Genomic DNA, 18,697 nt, shown 5'->3' on the forward strand with positions numbered 1-18,697 from the left:
TAGTATGATGGAAGCCATAATTAATGCTGAATCAAAGACCCCCAGGGAGGTTAACAGGGAGATAAAGAGCCTTGCACCGAACCATGACAGGATAATAGTCAGAAACCCCAATGCAATGCACTACCTGGGAGCCGGCCTCACAGAGGATGTTGAACTCATCATTGATGGATCGGCAGGATACTTCGCCGCCACAATGATCCACGGTCCAAGGGTGACCATAAAGGGTAATGCAGGATGGTTCCCTGCAGATAACATGACAGAGGGTGAGGTCATCATCGAGGGCTCCGCCGGTGACGGTGCAGGTCAGGGAATATACGGCGGAACCGTAGTAGTAAGGAGAGATGCCGGTTCAAGGACCGGGGAGATAATGAAGAACGGCACCATCATAATCGGCGGTAACTCGAGCTTCATGACAGGTCGTTTAATGATGGGCGGCAGGATAGTGGTCCTGGGGGACCTTGCAGAGGATGCAGGGGAATCCATCATAAGGGGGAAGATCTATGTCCGCGGAGAGATCAAAAGCCTCGGTAAGAACGCGAAGGTTGAAGGGATAACCCCTGAGGAGGAGGATGAACTGAGGGAACTACTGTCAGGATATGGCTTCGACCTGGAGGATGATGATTACAGGGCCTTCAGAAAGATAGTTCCAAGGAGTAAAAGGCCATTTTATGGTGAAGAATCGGAGGAAGGATAATGAGCAAATCAAGGTATGCGATGGCTGGGACACCCTGCCAGATAACCGCAGCAGCCCTCATGGAAAATTACACCGAAGAATTCCCTGTTGAAATCAAAATAGGGCTCTTCTGCATGGAGAACTTCTCATACACCTACCTCAGTCAGCTTGCCATGGAGGAGGGTGTGGATCTGGCTGATGTTTCAGAGTGCAGGATAGAGAAGGGGAAGCTCTGGTTCAGGCTCAATGATGGAAGCACCGTGGCGGTGCCCCTTGAAAGGGCAAGGTCCGCAATGAGGAAGAGCTGCGCGGTATGCATGGACTTCGCATCAGAACAGTCAGATATATCAGTAGGGTCAGTTGGCTCACCCGAGGGATGGTCAACCATCATAATAAGGACGGATAAGGGCCTTGAACTTGTTGAAAAGGCAAGAAAGGCAGGGTACATCGAGACGGAACCCATAAAGGACAGCGGACTCAGACTCCTTGAGAAGCTTGCAGCAGGAAAGAAGGAGGAGAACCTTGAGGAGATAAAGATGAGGGAGTCCGTTGCAAGGCCGGTCATGTACTGGCGCGTGATGCCCGACGATGAATACACCGAGGAGGTGAAGGACTACCAGTTCGATGACCTCCGCTCTGATGTAATCGATGTGGGTGCATGCGTACTCTGCGGGGCCTGCCTGGCATCATGCCCCGAGGACATAATAGGGATAGAGGACAGGAAACCGGAGGTCAGGGGAGAATGCCCGCCGGGCTGCAACATCTGCTACCTTGCCTGTCCAAGGACCTATGTACCCGACAGCATAGTAAGCCGTGAATCCGCATCAGAACCCCTGGGCGAGTACATGGAGGTACTCTCTGCAAGGGCACCCATGTTCAGGGGACAGGATGGTGGTGTTGCAACGGCACTGCTGGCCTTTGCAGTGAAGGAAGGGATGGTTGACGGAGCCATCGTGGTTGATAAAGAGGCTGAGAGACCATGGAAACCGGTACCGAAACTGGCAGAGGATCCTGAGGATATAGTGGGGGCTGCAGGCACAAAGTACTCAGCATGTCCTATCTTCAGGGTCCTGAAGGAGGAGGGGGATTGATATGCCTTTTAAAGTTGAGAGAAAGGAAGAGGTATGTAAGAGGAACTTTGACCGTCCCGGCTGCTGCTGGTACATGTGCGACAACAGGGACGAGTCACTCTGCGCAAACTGCTATTCATGCTACAATAACTGTCCGCATGATGTTTACGAGATAATAAACGGTGAACCTGTACCCTTAAGACATGAAAACTGTGTAGGGTGCCGTATATGTGAAGAGATGTGTCCAAACAAGGCCATAGAGGTTAACGCTGTACCCGAGGACAGGAGAAACGTCTGGTCCTTCACAGACCTCCTTGAGATACAGCGCAAGTCAAGGGAGGGCACCTACAAGGTCAGGGGCTGCGGTGCCGTGAGGCGCATACCAACCTTCGATGACCTTGTCATTGTACCGGCACAGGTTTCAAGGCCACCGATAGACAAGTACAGGGAGCCCTGCAACACCAGAGTCGTCCTGGGTGACAGGTTCGCTGAGAAACCCCTTGAACTTGACACGCCCATAATGATAGCCGCCATGTCCTTCGGCGCCCTGAGCAAGGAGGCCAAGATAGCCCTTGCAATGGGCGCAAGCCTCGCCGGCACCGCGACAAACACCGGTGAGGGCGGAATGCTCCCTGAAGAGAGGAAGTACGCATCAAAGCTAATTGCACAGTATGCATCAGGACGCTTCGGTGTATCGGCAGAGTACCTTAACAGTTCAGACGCCATTGAGATAAAGATAGGTCAGGGTGCCAAGTCAGGTATGGGAGGCCATCTCCTTGCAGAGAAGGTGACTGCCGAGGTGTCAAGGATAAGGATGATACCCGAGGGCACAGATGCCCTCAGCCCCGCAAGGCACATGGACATCGTTGGACCCGAAGACCTGAGCATGAAGATATCCCAGCTCCGTGAGATAACAGACTGGAAGGTCCCTATAATGGTCAAATTCACATCCGGTCGTGTGAGTGACGATGTAAAGATAGCTGCAAAGGCGGGTGCAGACATCGTCGTGGTGGACGGTATGCAGGGGGGTACGGGTGCCGGACCCGACGTTGTAACCGAGCACTCAGGCGTACCCACCATAGCCGCTATTGTGGAGGCCGACGAGGCCCTCAAGGAGGTCAACCTCAGGGATGAGGTCAGCCTCGTTGCAGCTGGAGGTATAAGGAGCGGGGCGGATGTTGCAAAGGCCATAGCCCTGGGGGCTGATGCAGTGTACATAGGAACAGCAGCCCTTGTATCAATCGGCTGCCGGGTCTGCCAGATGTGCTACACGGGAACATGCAGGAAGGGTATCGCAACTCAGGACCCTGGCCTCAGGAAGCGCCTTGACTATGTGGAGGCAGGTAAGAACGTTGCACGCTACATAGAGGCCATGACTGAGGAGGTCTGCATGCTGACCCAGCAGGCAGGTAACACAGACGTGAGCAAACTTGAAAAGGATGACCTCAGGGCCCTTACCGTTGAGGCATCGGCCCTCACAGGGGTTAAGATGGCGGGTATGGAGGCCCCCGTCAGATTCTAACCACCTTTTATTTTAGAATGGGAAATTATCAGGATTCCAACTTCTTTTTTAAATTTTTCTATTTTTCACCTCCAGAGAAATTATTTAAATGCCCCGGCTGATAGTAATAACCAGTTTCATCTGGAGGGATTACATTTGAATGGCGAAACTGAGGGATCACTCAGACTTTACGTTCTTATTGCGGCAACCCTTTCATCATTTCTAACACCCTTCATGGGCTCTTCCATCAACGTGGCTCTACCCGTTATAGCGCTTCAGTTCCGGATTGATGCCATACTCCAGACATGGATACCCACGGCATTTTTACTTGCCGCGGCCATATTTGCGGTCCCCTTTGGTAGGTTATCCGAGATTTATGGCATGAAGAGGATATTCATCTACGGCAACATCATATTCACCCTGGCGTCACTACTCTCAGCCCTTTCACCCTCTGCGGTCGCCCTCATAATATTCAGGGCAATTCAGGGTGTGGGCTCTGCAATGATCTTCGTAACGGGCCTTGCCATACTCACAAGGGTCTTCCCGCCAATGGAGAGGGGTAAGGCCATAGGTATAAACACGGCGGCGGTTTACATAGGCCTATCACTGGGTCCGGTCCTTGGAGGCTTCCTCACAAGGTTCCTTGGCTGGCAGAGCATATTCCTTGTAACTATTCCCTTAACACTGCTGGTGCTTGCGGTGACGGTCTTCAGGATCAGGGGTGAGTGGGCAGATGCTGCAGGTGAAAGATTCGATGTCCCGGGTTCAATCACCTACTGCATATTCCTCTTCCTCCTCATGTACGGTTTCTCAGCCCTCCCTGATATGATTGGGGCGATAATGATACTTATGAGTGTTGTGGCATTTCTGGTGTTCCTGAGGATGGAGCTTGCCTCAGGAAGCCCTGTCTTCAATGTCAGACTATTTAAAAATTTAAGGTTCGCCTTCTCAAGCCTCGCGGCCCTTATAAATTACAGCGCCACATTTGCAGTCTCCCTCCTTCTAAGCTATCATCTCCAGTACATCAAGGGACTTGACCCGGGTTCAAGCGGCCTTATACTCGTAACACAGCCTGTTGTCATGGCCCTGGTTGCACCGCTTGCAGGGAGGGCCTCTGACAGGTTCAACCCCCAGACACTTGCAGGTCTGGGCATGGCAATAATATCGGTGGCCCTTATAAGCTTGAGCCTCCTTGGAAGGGGAACCCCCGTTGCCATGATAATACTGTCACTGCTGATCCTTGGCCTCGGGTTTGGACTTTTCTCATCACCCAACACCAATGCGATAATGGGGTCCGTTGAGAGGCGGGACTATGGAATAGCATCTGCAACCGTGAGTTCAATGAGGCTTATCGGTCAGGCCTTCAGCATAGGTATTGTTACACTTATCTTCGCCTTCCTCATAGGAAGGGTCCCCATCTCACCCGCCAACTATGAGCTCCTTATAAAGAGCACCAGGATATGCTTCCTGATCTTTGGTGTCCTGTGCTTTATAGGCATATTCGCCGCAATAGCCAGGAGGAATGATGCGCATGAAAAGGATAAAGGTTCTTAAGGACGGACCATACCTTGTTGAGGGGTCGGTGCCCCTCTACGAGGAGGTTATAGTAACCGATGAGGCGGGACATACAAGGGAATTTGTTGAAAAGCGAAAGTTCCCCCTGAAGGAGAAATATGTTCTCTGCAGATGCGGAAAATCAGGTAACAAACCCTACTGTGACGGTACACACCTTGAAACAGGCTTTGACGGTACAGAGACCGCATCAAGGAAGCCCTACATTGAAAGGGCCAGGGTCTTCAGTTCAGGGGACCTTGAACTTACAGATGTCCCGGAACTCTGCGACCACTCAAGGTTCTGTCTCAGGGCAGGAGGTATAAGGGAACTTTTAAAGAAGGGAGACCCTGAGAGCATCCAGATGGCCATCGAGGAGGCCATGATCTGTCCATCCGGGAGGCTGGTCCTCTGGGACAGGAAAACAGGAAAACCCTATGAGAGGGACTTTGAAAAGTCCATCGTGGTTGTACATGACAGGCAGAAGAAGTGTGAGGGGCCCCTCTGGGTCCGCGGGGGCATACCCATAGAATCATCCGATGGAACCATCTATGAGGTGAGGAACAGGGTCACCCTCTGCCGCTGCGGGCTATCTGAAAACAAGCCCTTCTGTGATGGCAGCCACTGGATGAATGCTGAGGAGAAAATTAAATTCAGAAGGAAGTGGGGCCTTGAATAAACATCATGATATCTTCCTCTTCATCCACAGGGCACCTAGGACCATCCCGAGTATAACCCCTATGAGGGCCCCTGATGAGAAGGGTGTGAGGAAGTCACTCCCGGCACCCACATCTGCAGAGTCCAGTTTAAGGAGGTTCTCCCTTATGGAGTTTTCATCTGCACTGCAGTAGGCCACACGGTCGGAAAGCTCAGGGTGCCTGTTGAGGAATTCTTTAACCGTCTCCTGGTAGGCAACTGCAAGTATCTTCTTGTTGGGGTTTCCCAGGGCATGTTCAAGTTCATGTTCAACGTCTGCGGCGCTCTGGAACCTGTAGACGGTTACGTTGACCCCTGTTTCATCGGCCACTGAACGCGCCAGTTTTCCTGTTGAGTTATCGGCTATTACAATGAAGGACTCGGGTGTTATCTCGATTCCATGGGCAGCCACGCCACCAACAAGGAGGAACATTAAAAGTACAGTGAACGCCTCTTTCATCCAATCACCTACACCTTCTCCATTGCTATTAGGTCCGGCTTCACCCTTTCAAGGAATGAGACTATGAATATGTTGGCAGCGCCCTCAACCACAGCCACGAATATGTAGAAGGGTATCAGGGTTGCCATGAGTATCTCAGGACCGGCAACACCGGCTGCAAGGAGTATCAGGATATGAAGTGCGGCTGCAGCCATTATACCTAGGAATGTGGCTGAGAAGACGGCCAGTGTACCGTCAAGTTCACTGACAACCCTGTAAACAGCGTATGTGCCTATTCCAAGCCCGATACCCATTGTGAGGATGTTGGCACCCATACTCGTGATTCCACCCATCCCCAGTATGAAGAACTGGATGATGAGGCAGAGTGTGGCGACAAGGACCGCTGTCATGGGGCCGAGGATTATGGCTGCAAGGGGTATGAGGAAGAAGTGCACCGGGACACCCAGGGGTGAGGGTACAGATACTGAGGAGACAGCCGCCGCTGCAGCCGCGAAGAGTCCTGTTGCAACCATTCTCCTATCCTTTCCGGGTTTATCTGAGAATATATAGAAGAATATGCCTATGTTAATGAGGGCCACAGCCCAGTAGACTGCGGACTGCCATAATGGTATGATTCCGTCGGGTATATGCAATCAATCAACCTCCATGAGGGGGATGTTTCATTTTCTTGGAAATTTCAGGGCGGTTAAACCAAAAACAAGGCAGAGCCCTGCTACAGCAGGTATAAATCCATAGCCGCCATTTACATGGTTATTATCACTTGTGATGTTTTCTTCACGGCTCTCATTCCTATCTGAGGAAGTTTCGTTCTTTTTGCTCTGCTCTCCGTGATCTGAAACCTCCACCGGATCTTTAACTGTGGAACCTGTTTCATGGCTGACGGTGGCCGGTTTTGAGGATGAAGACCTGCCGGTTGTTGATGTAGCAGAGTTCTTTGATGTGCCTGAGGACGTTGAAGTTGATGTGTCTGATGTCTTATCACCTGGGTCGGATGGCTCTTCAATGTAGTATCCGTGGCCCGGGTGCGCCACTGAATGACCTGAAATGTTGAGTACCAGTGCCACGGCAATCAGGAGTATAAGGAACCTTTTCATATCATCACCATTAGAACCATTTTGAATCTTCAATATATAAAATCTTTTATTACTCTCAGGAGGTATTCATGGAAAAAGTAATACTATCTGCCGTTAACCTGTCATGGAGGCTCATGGGCGCATGAAAAATAAGTAGGGGGTGGTGATTGTCAACCGGTTGATTGTTAATCCCGGGATGAAAGGGGTTGGGGGGAGTTCACTTTGAGGATTCAAGTACATCCAGGAGGGCATGGGAGATATCCCTGAAACTGTAGCCCTCACCCCTGAGGTCGCCTATGAGTTCAGAGTCGGTGTAACTCTTTGATTCAAGGTTCTTCCTGAGGATCTCCCTCAGGTCCCTCTCATAGTCCCTCCGTATCTCCTCCCTCGTAGGCATGTTCTTCCTCTTTATCCTGTTTCCTGTGAAGGACTGGATTCTCCTGAGTCGGTGAACCTCCCTTCCAACAACAAGGGTGAATGATTTTCCGCTTGAACCTGCACGTCCGGTACGCCCGATACGGTGGAGGTAGTACTCGTTCTCAAAGGGGAGATCATAGTTTATCACGGCCTCAACATCGGGTACATGTATACCCCTGGCTGCAACATCAGTTGCAACAAGGAGGTTGAAACGTCCCTTCTTGAACCGGTCCATGACACGCTCACGCCTGGACTGTGAAAGATCCCCATGGATCTCATCTGCAGAGTAACCCATACGTTCCAGCTGCTTCCGCAGTCTCTGAACCCTCTTCTTGGTGTTACAGAATATCAGGCCCATTTTAATGTCATTTGATGAGATTATCCAGTCAAGGAGTTCGATTTTATCCTCTTCCCTCGTTTTGAAGTAGAACTCCTCTATTCTAGGGCTGTGCTTCTTCTCAACACGCATGACCTGTGGTTTGTCCATGTACCTATCGGCGATCCTGAGTATTGGTTTTGACACGGTTGCAGAAAAGAGCATTGTCTGGCGCTTTTCAGGGACATTCTTTAGTATCCTTTCAATATCATCAATGAAGCCCATGTTGAGCATCTCATCTGCCTCGTCAAGCACCAGCATTGAGACACTTCCAAGGTCCACGGTGCCCCTTTCAATGTGATCCAGGAGTCTTCCGGGTGTTGCAACAACCACATGGACACCCCTCCTGAGCTGTGATATCTGGTTACCTATGCTCTGACCACCGTAAACAGCAAGCACCCTGACATTCATGTATTTCCCTATCCTTTTGATCTCCTCTGAGACCTGGAGACAGAGTTCACGGGTCGGGCAGAGCACAAGGGCCTGGACAACCCTTTCAGGTTCAAGATTTTCAAGTATAGGTATGGAGAATGCCGCGGTCTTCCCGGTCCCTGTCTGGGCCTCTCCAACGACGTCCATACCATCAAGTGTAACAGGTAACGTAATTGACTGGATCGGAGTTGTCCTCTCAAATCCCATATCCTCAAGGGCCCTGTTAACCTCCCCTGAGATGTCAAATTCACTGAATTCTAATCCTATCATTTTATCTTCCTTAAATTCTTAAAAATCGATTATCAATTATTAAACTGCCAGTTGGCAGAGTATAATTGAGGACCTGACCGGACTGTCAACTATTCCTGCCACCGCAGAAAAATAATTAAAAATCAGCACAGTATGATATTGTATCTGCTGGTATTTAAAGTAGAGCATTTTTTCCATGTTCTCCCGGATTCCCGGTATCATGGGATTGTTGGAGTGGATGGTTTATATGTGGGGGCATCCGTATCTTAATAACCATCTGATGATGAGCATCCACCGGTTTTCTTAGGGTAATAACGTTTTCACCTCACGATGGGTATCCTCTCATCAAGGAATAATCTTATAACCCTCAGGGGGGTTACGATCATGTTTATTTTCTCGTCATGCTCCTCGGAGGGCACCGATTCAACTATCTGAAGTTCATCAACGGTGGTTGCCACGGGTGTCCTGCTGTCAATGGCGCCCTGGGATCTCAGTTCATGGAGCTCCCGGTCGCCGTAGCCACCACCCTTACCAAGGCGGTTACCCCTCAGATCAACGGCCACGGATCCCTCAACCACAAGATCAACCCTGGGGAAATCCCTAATGGATGAACCGTAACGATAGGCACCCTGTATGGTTGACGCAGCACGCTTATCAGGGACCTCATGGGATATGAAGAGATACCCATCCTTTATTCTGGGTGTTGGCATTATAAGGTCCTTTCCACACCTCAGGGCAAGCTCCCTTACAGGTTGCTGTGCAGAATCAGGGGATGAAAACACCCTAACAGACCTTTTCCATTCGATGGTCCTTGAAAGCCTCCGGGCAGCATCCCATGATCCGGTGAAGTCTGGTATGCGGCCATGGGGTCTTCTGCTAATACCCCTCCTCTTCAGAAGATCCCAGATGTAACCGCGGAGATCAACCTTTTCCTTCAATCCCATCTCCCTTCAGCTGGTTTCAGTTTCATGGCCATGGATCGGTGGCATGATCCACACTTTATCCTCTTCACCCAGCCCATGAGGCTTTCTCCCAATTTACTTAACCCTTTCAGCCATCACAACCCCTGTGCCTGCTAGGGAGTCCATCAGCCTCAATGAGGAGGTGAAGTATCCAATGAGGATATCAGGGATGAGAGGAATCCAGAGCACCTTTGAAAGGTTCCTTACAACCACCTGCCAGGGTTTCAGTTCACCCTCCTCTGAGACAACGGTAAGCTTCTGCAGCCTCTTACCAGGGGTGCCTCCACGGTACTCAAGGTAGCTGAAGTATAGGAGTGTGACAATCCCCAGGAGGATAAACCAGTAACCGTAGACTGAAAAAAAGCCTCCCAGGAGCACCAAGGGGTAGACTATGATGGTCAGGGCGTACATAATCAGGGTTACAATCAGGAAATCTATGATGAATGCATAGGCCCTTCTCTTTGTAAGTTCCTCCATGAAGACACCACCATAAAACTTAACAGACCCTCGGCACCGGATCGGCCACGGGGGCCTCAAGGATTCTCCTGCCTCCAAGGCGTGTTTCAAGGATCACATGTCGCTCGCTGTTAACCTCACCGATTATCTGGGCCTCCCCTCCATATCTGGTCTTCCTGATTGCATCGAGGACTTCATCAGCATATTCAGGGTCAACGCCAATGATGACCTTGCCCTCATTTGCAACCTCATAGGGGTCTATACCCAGCATCTCCGAAACAGCCAGGACCTCCTCCTTAACAGGGATCCTCTCCTCCTCAACAACCATACCCACACCAGACTTTTCTGCGAGTTCATTGAGTGCATTGGCTATACCACCCCTGGTGGGGTCCTTCATTGCGGTGACACCGCCGGTGCTGAGGGCGGCTTCAACCATCTCCCATACCGGCGCAACATCTGATTCGAGTTCGGTGTCATAGCCGAAGCCTTCACGGAATGCCATGAGGGCCATCCCATGGTCCCCGACGCTTCCGGTGAGGATTATCATGTCACCTGGCCGCAGTCCAGAGTCCCTTACTATCTCGCCACGCTTCACAACACCTATCCCTGTGGTTGTTATGATCATCCTGTCGAGTTTGTCCTTCTCCATGACCTTGGTGTCGCCTGTGATGATGGATACACCGGTCTCCTCTGAGACGGCATCCATGGACCGGACTATCCTTTCAAGTTCCTCGCCCCTGAAACCTTCACTGAGGACCATTGCACTTGCAATTGCAATGGGCCTTGCACCCATCACAGATATGTCATTCACGGTCCCTGCAACAGCTATTTTACCAATATCCCCTCCAGGGAAGAAGAGGGGGTCAATGGTGTGACCATCTGTACTTATGACTATTTCATATTCACCCAGGGGTATGCTTGCACCATCATCAAGGTCTTCGAGGCCCACTCCCCCGTTAACCCTTGTATTCCTGATGTTTGATAATATTATATCTGATATCAGGTCCTGCATCAGTTCTCCGCCTGCACCATGGGACATGCCGATTTTCATAGATTCACCTTTGCATCTCTTGCTGATTAAGGTATCTTGCTGATGATATAAAACCTTTCATGGAAGCACAATCTTTTTAAATGAGGGATTTATATTATACTATACTGAGCCAGAAGCTCAACTCAGTTTTACTGATTCTGACATAGAATGATTATGAGGTGAAATAATGGCAATTTGGCAAGGTAAGTCAATGAAAAAACCAAGCGGCGGAAGAGCCAAGATGAACCGTGGTAAAAGGAAATATGAACTGGGCAGAGAGCCTGCCGAGACAAAGATTGGTGACAGGCGCGTCAGGATGATAAGGACACGTGGAGGTAACCATAAGGTGAGGCTTGCAGCCGATACAAGGATAAACGTCGTTGACCCTGAAACAGGAAAGGTTGAGGTTGCAGAGATAAGGAATGTTATAGAGAACACCGCAAACCCCCACTTTGTAAGGAGGAACATCATAACAAAGGGTGCTGTTGTTGAAACAGACCTTGGAAACGTCAGGGTAACATCAAGGCCTGGCCAGGACGGTGTTATAAACGGGGTTCTCATCAGGGAATAGGCAGTGGAGGGTGTAAATACTCTCCAGTGTTCTGAATCTCCAGGGTGTTTATTTTGAGGGAAGACTTGGAGGGTGAAATACTCTCCCAGGTTGAAAAATTTCTCAGCTACATCAACAGCAACCTCCCCGAGGGTATGGAGCTAGAGTTCGAGGGCTTCTACAGGAGGGGCTTCTTTGTCACCAAGAAGAGGTACGCCCTCATTGAAGATGACACGATTGTTGCAAAGGGACTTGAACTTGTAAGGCGTGACTGGGCACCCATAGCTAAAAAGACTCAGAGAAAAGTACTTCTGGCACTTCTAAAGGATGGTTCACCTGAAAAGGCCAGGAAAATCATAAGGGAAGTTGTAAAGAGGATAAAGAGCGGTGAGATTGAGATGGATGACCTTGTTATCCACACCCAGATCACAAGGAAGCTCTCTGAGTACCGCCAGATAGGCCCCCATGTGATAGCCGCAAAGAGGTCCCTTGAGAGGGGAAGACGCATCGAACCGGGCTCCATAGTTAGATACATCATTGTGAAGGGGAGGGGTCCCATAAGTCAGAGGGCGGTTCCTGTTGAGGACGCCGCCGGAATGGACTATGACCCTGATTATTATGTTGAAAACCAGGTGATGGCTGCTGTGTCACGTATAATGTCATCCCTCGGCTACTCAACCGAGGATATGAATTCCCTCTGCTCCAGTGAAAGGCAGAGCAGTCTTGACGCCTTTTTCTAACATTAAACTCCATATTGAATCGGTTTTCAATTAAATTAATTTTTTTAACATTGTAATCTATCCGGGCTGTTTCTTAGCTGTATTTTCATGTTTTTTGGTTTTTTTATTTTACTGGATGTAGTTTCTTCATTTTCGGTCTGTGTCGTCTGGTTTTAGTCATATCTCACGGTTTTTTAATATCCGAAGCCAAACCAACAATATTATAATTGAGTAATTATAGAAGTTTCATTACACACGGCAGGTGGGAAGATGCTCAAGGCGGTTTTCTTTGATATTGACGACACCCTTTATGATACCTCGGGATTTGCCAGGCTCGCAAGAAAGGCGGCCCTGAATGTGATGATAGATGCCGGTCTTCCATTATCAAGGGAGGAGGCCTACCGTCTCCTGCGGGAGATAATCGCCGAGAAGGGATCCAACTATGATAAACACTTCAACGTACTCACAGAAAGGGTCCTTGGTGAGGAGAAACCGCTCCTCATCGCTTTGGGCATGATAACATACCACAACGTTAAGTTCGCACTCCTGAGACCATTCCCCAACACAATATCCACCCTGATCCACCTTAAAGGGAAGGGCTACCGGCTGGGCGCAATATCCAACGGTATAACAATAAAGCAGTGGGAGAAACTGATAAGACTCGGGATTCACCACTTCTTTGATGAGGTGGTAACATCAGAGGAGGTGAACTCCGAGAAACCGGATATAGAGATATTCAGGGAGGCCCTCAGGAGGATGGGGTGCAGGCCAGAAAGGTCGGTCATGGTGGGTAACAAGTTCACTGAGGATATACTCGGAGCCATAAATGCGGGGATGTCAGCCATACTCGTTAACTCAGAGCTCAGCGATGATGAAAGGGACCGCATAAAGAGGGAGGGACTTGATGTTACCGTAGTCCAGGAAATCGGTGAGATCAGGGAGATACTTTAGGGGGGGTGTTTTTATTGAACTGCATGGAGTACTATCATGATGAAAACATGGAGGAGACCTTTGAGGATCTCCAGCAACCAAAGACGCTTGAAGAACTTGGACTGTCCTACTTCTTTGTCAGGGATCTTGTTCTAAAGATAATGTTAACCTACGGCACCTTAAGGTCCAGAGAATAACTGAGATCACAGGCATACACCTTGACATACTTGAGGAAGTCCTTAACCAGATGGAGAAGGACGGGTTCTGCGCCCAGGTAGGCGGCAGTTTCCTCTTCTCAAGTGTTGAGTACACCCTGACACCCAGGGGGGTAGAGAAGGCAAGGCTTGTCATGGAGGAAAACCCTTACATGGGAATGGCACCAGTCCCCTACGACAGGTACTTTGAACTTATGGATAAGCAGCTTAAGAACCGTTTTCCAATTGAAATCCCTGAAGAGGTTATTGAAAAAACATTCAGGGATGTTGTGGGGCTCTCCTATGCAAAGGAGTGCCTTGTTGAGGCATGCACCATAGGTAAGGGTATATTTGTATATGGGGCCCCTGGGACCGGCAAGACCTTCATAATCAGCAAGGCATCGGACCTCTTACCCCCAATCGTTATACCGCGTTTCATAGAGTTCAGCGGAAGGGTTATACAGATCTTTGACCCTGACTTCCACAGGCCCTGCCCTGAGGAGCCTGATGATCCGAGGTGGATTAAGATACACGCACCCTTTGTCTTCACTGGATCGGAGCTCAGCTTAAATGAACTCGAGACGACCTATAACATGAACAAGGGTGTCTATGAAACCTCACCCCTCATAAAGGCCAATGGTGGTGTGCTGCTCATTGATGACCTCGGGAGACAGCGCGATGACCATGAGGTTATCCTGAACCGCCTCATAGTCCCCCTTGAGAACCGGAAGGATGTCATATATGTGAGGGGCGTTCCGGTGATATTCCACACACACTTCATACCAGCCTTCTCAACCAACCTTGATGTCAGCATAATGGATGAAGCCCACCTCAGAAGGGCCCCCATGCACATATCCCTCAAGCATCCCCCGGTTGAGAACGTTGCAGAGGTTTTCAGGCGAAACCTAGATTATACCGGTGAGGAATACGATGAGGAGGTTATTGAGAGATTTAAAAGGGTATACACTCCTGTTGCCGATGGAGGGGAGGGTCTTCAGCCAAGTTATGCCCATGCAAGGGACATTGCCCAGATAGCACAGGCCGTGAGGATAAACATGGGAAGGGATAGGATAGACCTTGAGGTTATTGAGAGGGCCCTTGAAAAACATGTCCTCATAGCACTCCAGAGGATGGACATTGACATAAGCCAGGTCCATCACAGTATAAGGACGTTCCGGATCATAACAGGAGATTCTGAGAGGGCCGTGGAGGTACTGAAACTCTACGGGGCCCTTACGGTTGCCCTGGAGAAGGGGGCTGTTCTTGCAGACTTTGAGGACTCCATAAGCCCATCACAGCTCCTTGAACATCTTCAGGTAAATGGTGTTTCCGCTGAAAGGGTTGAGGTGATCTCGGAGACACAGCGTGAGATCAAGAAGACCATCCTTGAATACAGGGACTGAGAGGGCATGGTGTCTGGATGAATTATCTGATCCTCGCTGCAGCTGTTTCTGCCGGAGTATCCATTGGAGTATGGATTATTCTTGAATTCATCCCTGTTTTGATGCCGGTGGAGGCAGGAAGACTTGCCGCGCACCTCAGGTCAAGGCCAGGTAACATTATTGAGGTCGCATACTACCTTGAACTCCTCTTTGAGGGCTCACCCTGGAAGCGTTTCATGGCCTTGAAGTTATCAGGGACCTCTTCAATTCAAGGATACATGAACTTGAACTTTTAAAGTACTCCAGGTGGAAGGAGGAGGTGGAGTCCCAGAAGGAACGCATGGAGATGAGGGAGCTGAACGATGATGAGATACTCCATATTGAGGCTGCCAGGGAGATGATGGATAAAATGGTGTCACAGGGAAGGGCAGACGGTCAAGGTCACTTTACCCTAACCGGGAAGAGGAGGAGTTCATAAGGCTCAGGAATCATAAAAGGAACATGCTTCTGGACCTCAGGGATAAGTATTCTGATTTCAGGATATGGGCGATAAGGAACAGGGATATACTGAAATACGTGCAGGAAAGGGTTTTCAGTAACAGGGAGATTGACCTGGAGAACCTTAAAAGTCACAGTCAGGAATGGGCCCTTGTGAATCTCTGGGGCCTTGAACCGCCTGAGAAGTACTCTGAGGAGGACATATTCAGGGATATAATCGTCTACCTCCAGGTAACTGATGACAGGAAAATGAGGGGTAAGCTGGCAGCAGCCCTCAGTGACCATGAGGACGCGGTAACCTATCTGGATGAGGTGATATCCTCTGTTCTCTCATGGAAAGGCGGTGAGGGTATCTCTGAATCTCAATGAACCTGTTTTTTGAGTTCATGGCGTCATCTGCTCCCTGCCTATTCCAAGTTCATCATGGATGTTCACCCTACTGCACACCCTCCATGTGACCTCTCCTCCAGGTTGGTCCTGTGAAGTTATGTTTTCTGGATGTCTCATGCTTTCCGGTTACCTGCAGGGGCATCAGTTCTTTCTTGCTTTTATGGGCGCATCTATATCTCTATTTCGAGTCCTATGGGGCAGTGGTCTGAACCCATCACATCAGAGAGTATCCATGACCTTTTAACCTTTTCCTTGAATTCCTCATTCACGAAGAAGTAGTCGAGCCTCCAGCCAACGTTCCTTTCACGTGCCCTGGTCCTGTAACTCCACCACGTGTACTGACCAGGTTCTTTGTTGAACATCCTGAAGGTGTCAACATAGCCGTTTTCAATGAATTTATCAATCCAGGCCCTTTCAACCGGCAGGAATCCTGAGACGTTGCTGTTCTCCCTTGGCCTTGCAAGGTCAATCTCCTTATGGGCCGTGTTGAGGTCACCGCAGATCACCACGTTTCTACCGGAGTCCTTCTCCCTGTTCACGTCCTCAAGGAATGCATCATAGAATTCGAGTTTATATTTAAGCCGTTCCTCTGACATTTTACCGTTGGGGAAGTATATGTTGTAGAGGAGGAAGTCATCAAAATCAGCTATCTGAATCCTGCCCTCATTATCGAACCTCTCTATACCGAAGCCATCCCTTAGTGATTCAGGCTCAAGGCGGGTGTACATGGCAACTCCACTGTATCCCTTCCTTGATGATGGGGTGAAGAAGCTCCCGTAACCATCAACGTGTCTCAGTCTTCGGGGTAACTGTTCAGGCCTTGCCTTGATCTCCTGGAGGCATAGAATATCCGGTTTTTCCTCAAGGAACCAGTCAAGGAAGCCCTTACGATAGACAGCCCTCAAACCATTAACGTTCCATGATATTATCCTTATGACGGTCATGGGGATCACTGTTTATCTCTTCTGTGTCTCATGGTTAAAATCTTTGGAGGATCACCGAGTGGTTTTATCCCTCTTATAGGAGGATGGTATTCTGGGGGGGGGCATTGAGTGGTGTTTTCTTTCTTCTATGTGCTATTATGAGGTCACTGGGTAATGCAAGTACGGCCGATCACTCGAGGGCGGTGAATGGGTTGTGGTATTATGAGGTCACCGGGTAATGTCACTACTATAGGATGAAGGGCAGTATCCTTGCAAATATACCCCCAATCAGTATTGCTGATCCAAGGTTTGCGAGGGTTATCACCGATGTTGACTTCCACCCGAATTCCCTTGCAAGTATGGCGATTGTTGAGAGGCACGGGAAGTACAGCATCCCCACAAGTGTCAGTACAAGTATCTGCTGGGCTGTGAGGGCTGCGCCGATGTTGGTACCTACAAGGGATACAAGGCCAAGCAGTATGAACTCCTTCCTCACTGCACCAAGTATTAGAAGTATACCTGCGAACACCGGGAGTTTAAGCCACCCCACCGTCAGGGGGGCTATGAAACTGCTTATTGGGTCCAGTACTCCGAAGGCGTAGAGTACCTGTATCAGGGCGCTTCCAACTATGTATATGGGGAATACGAGGTATATGAGGGATTTTGTCCTTGTCCATGTCTGCCTTGCAATCACCCTGAATGAGGGCATTTTCAGGGCGTGCATCTCCATTATAAGGCCTGTGGTTTCCCCTGGGAGTGCCTTGAGGGCGAATTTTCCCATGATGAATATTATGAGGAGGTCTAGGGCGTAGAGTCCTATGGCCCACCATACATTCACAAAGAGTGCTACAAGTCCAAGTATGAGGATGGTCCTTGCCGCGCAGGGGGCGAAGGATATTGCAAAGGCTGCAAGGAGCCTCTCCCTCTGGGTTTCCAGTATCCTGGTGCTGTCGATGGCTGGGACACTGCACCCGTATCCGAGGATGAGGGGTATAAGCGCCTTCCCGTGGAGCCCTATCTTCCTCATGAAGGCGTCCATCATGAAGGCGACCCTTGTCAGGAGTCCTGAATTTTCAATGTAGGATAGCATGAGGTAGAAGGGTATGACGAAGGGTATGACAAGGGTCAGTCCGGCGACCACGCCTCCAAAGGCACCGTTCCATATTATTGATGTTACTGAACCTGAGAACTGGGGGTCGACTGGCTGGAAGAACCCGAATATCCCTGTGAGGATGTCTGAGAAGAATTCGCCAACAACGAAGGTCCAGAGGAGGAGGCCGCCCACAACAAGGGCCGAGGATATGTAGCCATAGACGGGATGCGTCAGGAAGCTGTCAAGTCGCTCTGAGAAGGATGTGCTGATGTCAGTCTGTTCCTGGGCCCCTGAGGCTATCACGTTTGACAGAGCATATCTCTCTGATGTTATAACAGAGAAGGATGGTTCATTATGTATCCTTTCAACCTCCCCGGCGAGTCTTTTTGCAAGGTCCCTGACTTCACAGGGCATCATCTCTGTTATTTCAGGGTCATTTTCAAGGAGCTTTATAGCCACCCATCGCCTTGAGTATCCCTCAGGGAGTTCGGGGAGGTGCTCCATGAGTTCCCTTATTCCTGACTCAACTTCCTTCCCGTATTCTATTACATGGGGTTTTATATTTTTGTCTGCAGCTTCAAGGGTTTTCCTGAGAAGTTCCTGGAGTCCCTGACCCTTAACAGCCACCGTGGACACCACAGGGACTCCCAGGGCCTTTTCAAGTTTCTCCTCATCTATGACTATCCCCTTCTGTTTTGCCATGTCCACCTGGTTGATGCATATGACCATCGGCACTTCCATTTCAATTAGCTGGAGTGTGAAGAAGAGGTTCCTCTCAAGTACCGATGCATCCAGGACATTAACCACCACATCCGGTTTCTCCTTGATTATGAAGTCCCGGGATACTATTTCCTCCATTGAGTATGTTGAGAATGAGTATATGCCCGGGAGGTCTATTATGTGGATGCTGCGACCGTGGAACTGGAGATAGCCCTCTGCCCTTTCAACGGTTTTACCGGGCCAGTTACCGACTATCTGGTTGGATCCTGTCAGCTGGTTGAAGATCACGCTTTTACCCACATTTGCGTTCCCTGCAAGTGCAACGGTTATCTCTGATTTTTTCATGGAGGGC

At 49.7% G+C, this 18,697-nt stretch carries 23 protein-coding genes; 13 read left to right on the forward strand and 10 right to left on the reverse strand.

All coding sequences use genetic code 11. The annotated features are described in order from the left end of the window. Positions 1–4: 4 nt before the first annotated feature. The 5 genes from FZP57_RS02895 (at position 5) to FZP57_RS02915 (ending at position 5,474) form a co-directional block, all read left to right on the forward strand. Positions 5–694 (forward strand): GXGXG domain-containing protein, encoded by a 690-nt coding sequence (locus FZP57_RS02895; RefSeq protein ID WP_191216432.1) that lies wholly within the window; start codon positions 5–7, stop codon positions 692–694. After that, a complete protein-coding gene (locus FZP57_RS02900; RefSeq protein WP_191216433.1) occupies positions 694–1,764 on the forward strand; it encodes a Coenzyme F420 hydrogenase/dehydrogenase, beta subunit C-terminal domain in 1,071 nt (356 codons plus the stop codon). The genes FZP57_RS02895 and FZP57_RS02900 overlap by 1 nt, the downstream gene beginning before the upstream one ends. A 1-nt stretch (position 1,765) precedes the next feature. Beyond that, the gene (locus FZP57_RS02905) at positions 1,766–3,265 is read left to right on the forward strand and encodes a glutamate synthase-related protein (protein WP_191216434.1); all 1,500 of its coding nucleotides are present in this window, start codon (positions 1,766–1,768) and stop codon (positions 3,263–3,265) included. Between the two features lie 135 nt (positions 3,266–3,400). Next, positions 3,401–4,798: an MFS transporter gene (locus FZP57_RS02910; protein WP_191216435.1), complete on the forward strand. Its 1,398-nt coding sequence runs from the start codon at positions 3,401–3,403 to the stop codon at positions 4,796–4,798. Beyond that, on the forward strand, positions 4,776–5,474 hold the full coding sequence (locus FZP57_RS02915) for a CDGSH iron-sulfur domain-containing protein (protein WP_370518334.1): 699 nt from the start codon (positions 4,776–4,778) through the stop codon (positions 5,472–5,474). Before FZP57_RS02910 ends, FZP57_RS02915 begins: the two co-directional genes overlap by 23 nt. Positions 5,475–5,477: 3 nt before the next feature. On the opposite strand, the gene FZP57_RS02920 is transcribed toward FZP57_RS02915, so the two are convergent. The 7 genes from FZP57_RS02920 to hypE form a co-directional block, all read right to left on the reverse strand. Then, positions 5,478–5,951 carry a hypothetical protein gene (locus FZP57_RS02920; RefSeq protein WP_074358694.1) on the reverse strand — a complete coding sequence of 158 codons (474 nt, stop codon included), beginning with the start codon at positions 5,949–5,951 and terminating at the stop codon, positions 5,478–5,480. 8 nt (positions 5,952–5,959) lie between these two features. Next, positions 5,960–6,583: an energy-coupling factor ABC transporter permease gene (locus tag FZP57_RS02925; RefSeq protein ID WP_074358695.1), complete on the reverse strand. Its 624-nt coding sequence runs from the start codon at positions 6,581–6,583 to the stop codon at positions 5,960–5,962. 27 nt (positions 6,584–6,610) lie between these two features. Beyond that, positions 6,611–7,045 (reverse strand): hypothetical protein, encoded by a 435-nt coding sequence (locus FZP57_RS02930; protein ID WP_074358696.1) that lies wholly within the window; start codon positions 7,043–7,045, stop codon positions 6,611–6,613. A gap of 196 nt (positions 7,046–7,241) precedes the next feature. Continuing rightward, positions 7,242–8,519 (reverse strand): DEAD/DEAH box helicase, encoded by a 1,278-nt coding sequence (locus tag FZP57_RS02935; protein ID WP_074358697.1) that lies wholly within the window; start codon positions 8,517–8,519, stop codon positions 7,242–7,244. 299 nt (positions 8,520–8,818) lie between these two features. Then, positions 8,819–9,442 carry a 5-formyltetrahydrofolate cyclo-ligase gene (locus tag FZP57_RS02940; protein ID WP_074358698.1) on the reverse strand — a complete coding sequence of 208 codons (624 nt, stop codon included), beginning with the start codon at positions 9,440–9,442 and terminating at the stop codon, positions 8,819–8,821. A 93-nt stretch (positions 9,443–9,535) separates the two neighbouring features. Beyond that, positions 9,536–9,937, reverse strand: coding sequence for an RDD family protein (locus FZP57_RS02945; RefSeq protein WP_074358699.1), 402 nt, complete (start codon positions 9,935–9,937; stop codon positions 9,536–9,538). A 19-nt stretch (positions 9,938–9,956) separates the two neighbouring features. Further along, a complete protein-coding gene (gene hypE, locus FZP57_RS02950) occupies positions 9,957–10,967 on the reverse strand; it encodes a hydrogenase expression/formation protein HypE (protein WP_191216436.1) in 1,011 nt (336 codons plus the stop codon). A gap of 166 nt (positions 10,968–11,133) precedes the next feature. Here hypE and FZP57_RS02955 point away from each other — a divergent pair, with 166 nt between their 5' ends. The 8 genes from FZP57_RS02955 to FZP57_RS09350 all read left to right on the forward strand — a co-directional run bounded on the left by FZP57_RS02955 (position 11,134) and on the right by FZP57_RS09350 (position 15,588). Continuing rightward, positions 11,134–11,517, forward strand: a complete 384-nt coding sequence (locus tag FZP57_RS02955) for a 30S ribosomal protein S8e (RefSeq protein WP_074358701.1) — start codon at positions 11,134–11,136, stop codon at positions 11,515–11,517. Positions 11,518–11,567: 50 nt separating this feature from the next. Next, positions 11,568–12,236: a DNA polymerase PolB subunit 2 gene (gene polB2, locus FZP57_RS02960; RefSeq protein ID WP_370518342.1), complete on the forward strand. Its 669-nt coding sequence runs from the start codon at positions 11,568–11,570 to the stop codon at positions 12,234–12,236. Between the two features lie 249 nt (positions 12,237–12,485). After that, positions 12,486–13,166: a TIGR02253 family HAD-type hydrolase gene (locus FZP57_RS02965; RefSeq protein WP_074358703.1), complete on the forward strand. Its 681-nt coding sequence runs from the start codon at positions 12,486–12,488 to the stop codon at positions 13,164–13,166. Between the two features lie 14 nt (positions 13,167–13,180). Next, complete coding sequence (locus FZP57_RS09695) at positions 13,181–13,342, forward strand: hypothetical protein (protein WP_315901945.1); 162 nt, start codon at positions 13,181–13,183, stop codon at positions 13,340–13,342. A 50-nt stretch (positions 13,343–13,392) separates the two neighbouring features. Continuing rightward, positions 13,393–14,742 carry an ATP-binding protein gene (locus tag FZP57_RS02970; RefSeq protein WP_340222553.1) on the forward strand — a complete coding sequence of 450 codons (1,350 nt, stop codon included), beginning with the start codon at positions 13,393–13,395 and terminating at the stop codon, positions 14,740–14,742. A gap of 17 nt (positions 14,743–14,759) precedes the next feature. After that, complete coding sequence (locus FZP57_RS09340) at positions 14,760–15,017, forward strand: hypothetical protein (protein WP_238337972.1); 258 nt, start codon at positions 14,760–14,762, stop codon at positions 15,015–15,017. Between the two features lie 23 nt (positions 15,018–15,040). Further along, positions 15,041–15,199, forward strand: a complete 159-nt coding sequence (locus FZP57_RS09345) for a hypothetical protein (RefSeq protein ID WP_238337973.1) — start codon at positions 15,041–15,043, stop codon at positions 15,197–15,199. A 23-nt stretch (positions 15,200–15,222) separates the two neighbouring features. Continuing rightward, on the forward strand, positions 15,223–15,588 hold the full coding sequence (locus FZP57_RS09350; protein ID WP_238337974.1) for a hypothetical protein: 366 nt from the start codon (positions 15,223–15,225) through the stop codon (positions 15,586–15,588). A 15-nt stretch (positions 15,589–15,603) separates the two neighbouring features. On the opposite strand, the gene FZP57_RS09580 is transcribed toward FZP57_RS09350, so the two are convergent. The 3 genes from FZP57_RS09580 to feoB form a co-directional block, all read right to left on the reverse strand. Continuing rightward, positions 15,604–15,726, reverse strand: coding sequence for a hypothetical protein (locus FZP57_RS09580; protein WP_255477826.1), 123 nt, complete (start codon positions 15,724–15,726; stop codon positions 15,604–15,606). A 53-nt stretch (positions 15,727–15,779) separates the two neighbouring features. Then, the gene (gene xth, locus FZP57_RS02980) at positions 15,780–16,553 is read right to left on the reverse strand and encodes an exodeoxyribonuclease III (protein ID WP_191216437.1); all 774 of its coding nucleotides are present in this window, start codon (positions 16,551–16,553) and stop codon (positions 15,780–15,782) included. Between the two features lie 226 nt (positions 16,554–16,779). Further along, the gene (gene feoB / locus FZP57_RS02985) at positions 16,780–18,690 is read right to left on the reverse strand and encodes a ferrous iron transport protein B (protein ID WP_191216438.1); all 1,911 of its coding nucleotides are present in this window, start codon (positions 18,688–18,690) and stop codon (positions 16,780–16,782) included. Between the last annotated feature and the right edge of the window lie 7 nt (positions 18,691–18,697).

Origin of the sequence: Methanothermobacter sp. THM-1, assembly GCF_009914355.1 — an archaeon.
Lineage (GTDB): Archaea > Methanobacteriota > Methanobacteria > Methanobacteriales > Methanothermobacteraceae > Methanothermobacter > Methanothermobacter wolfei.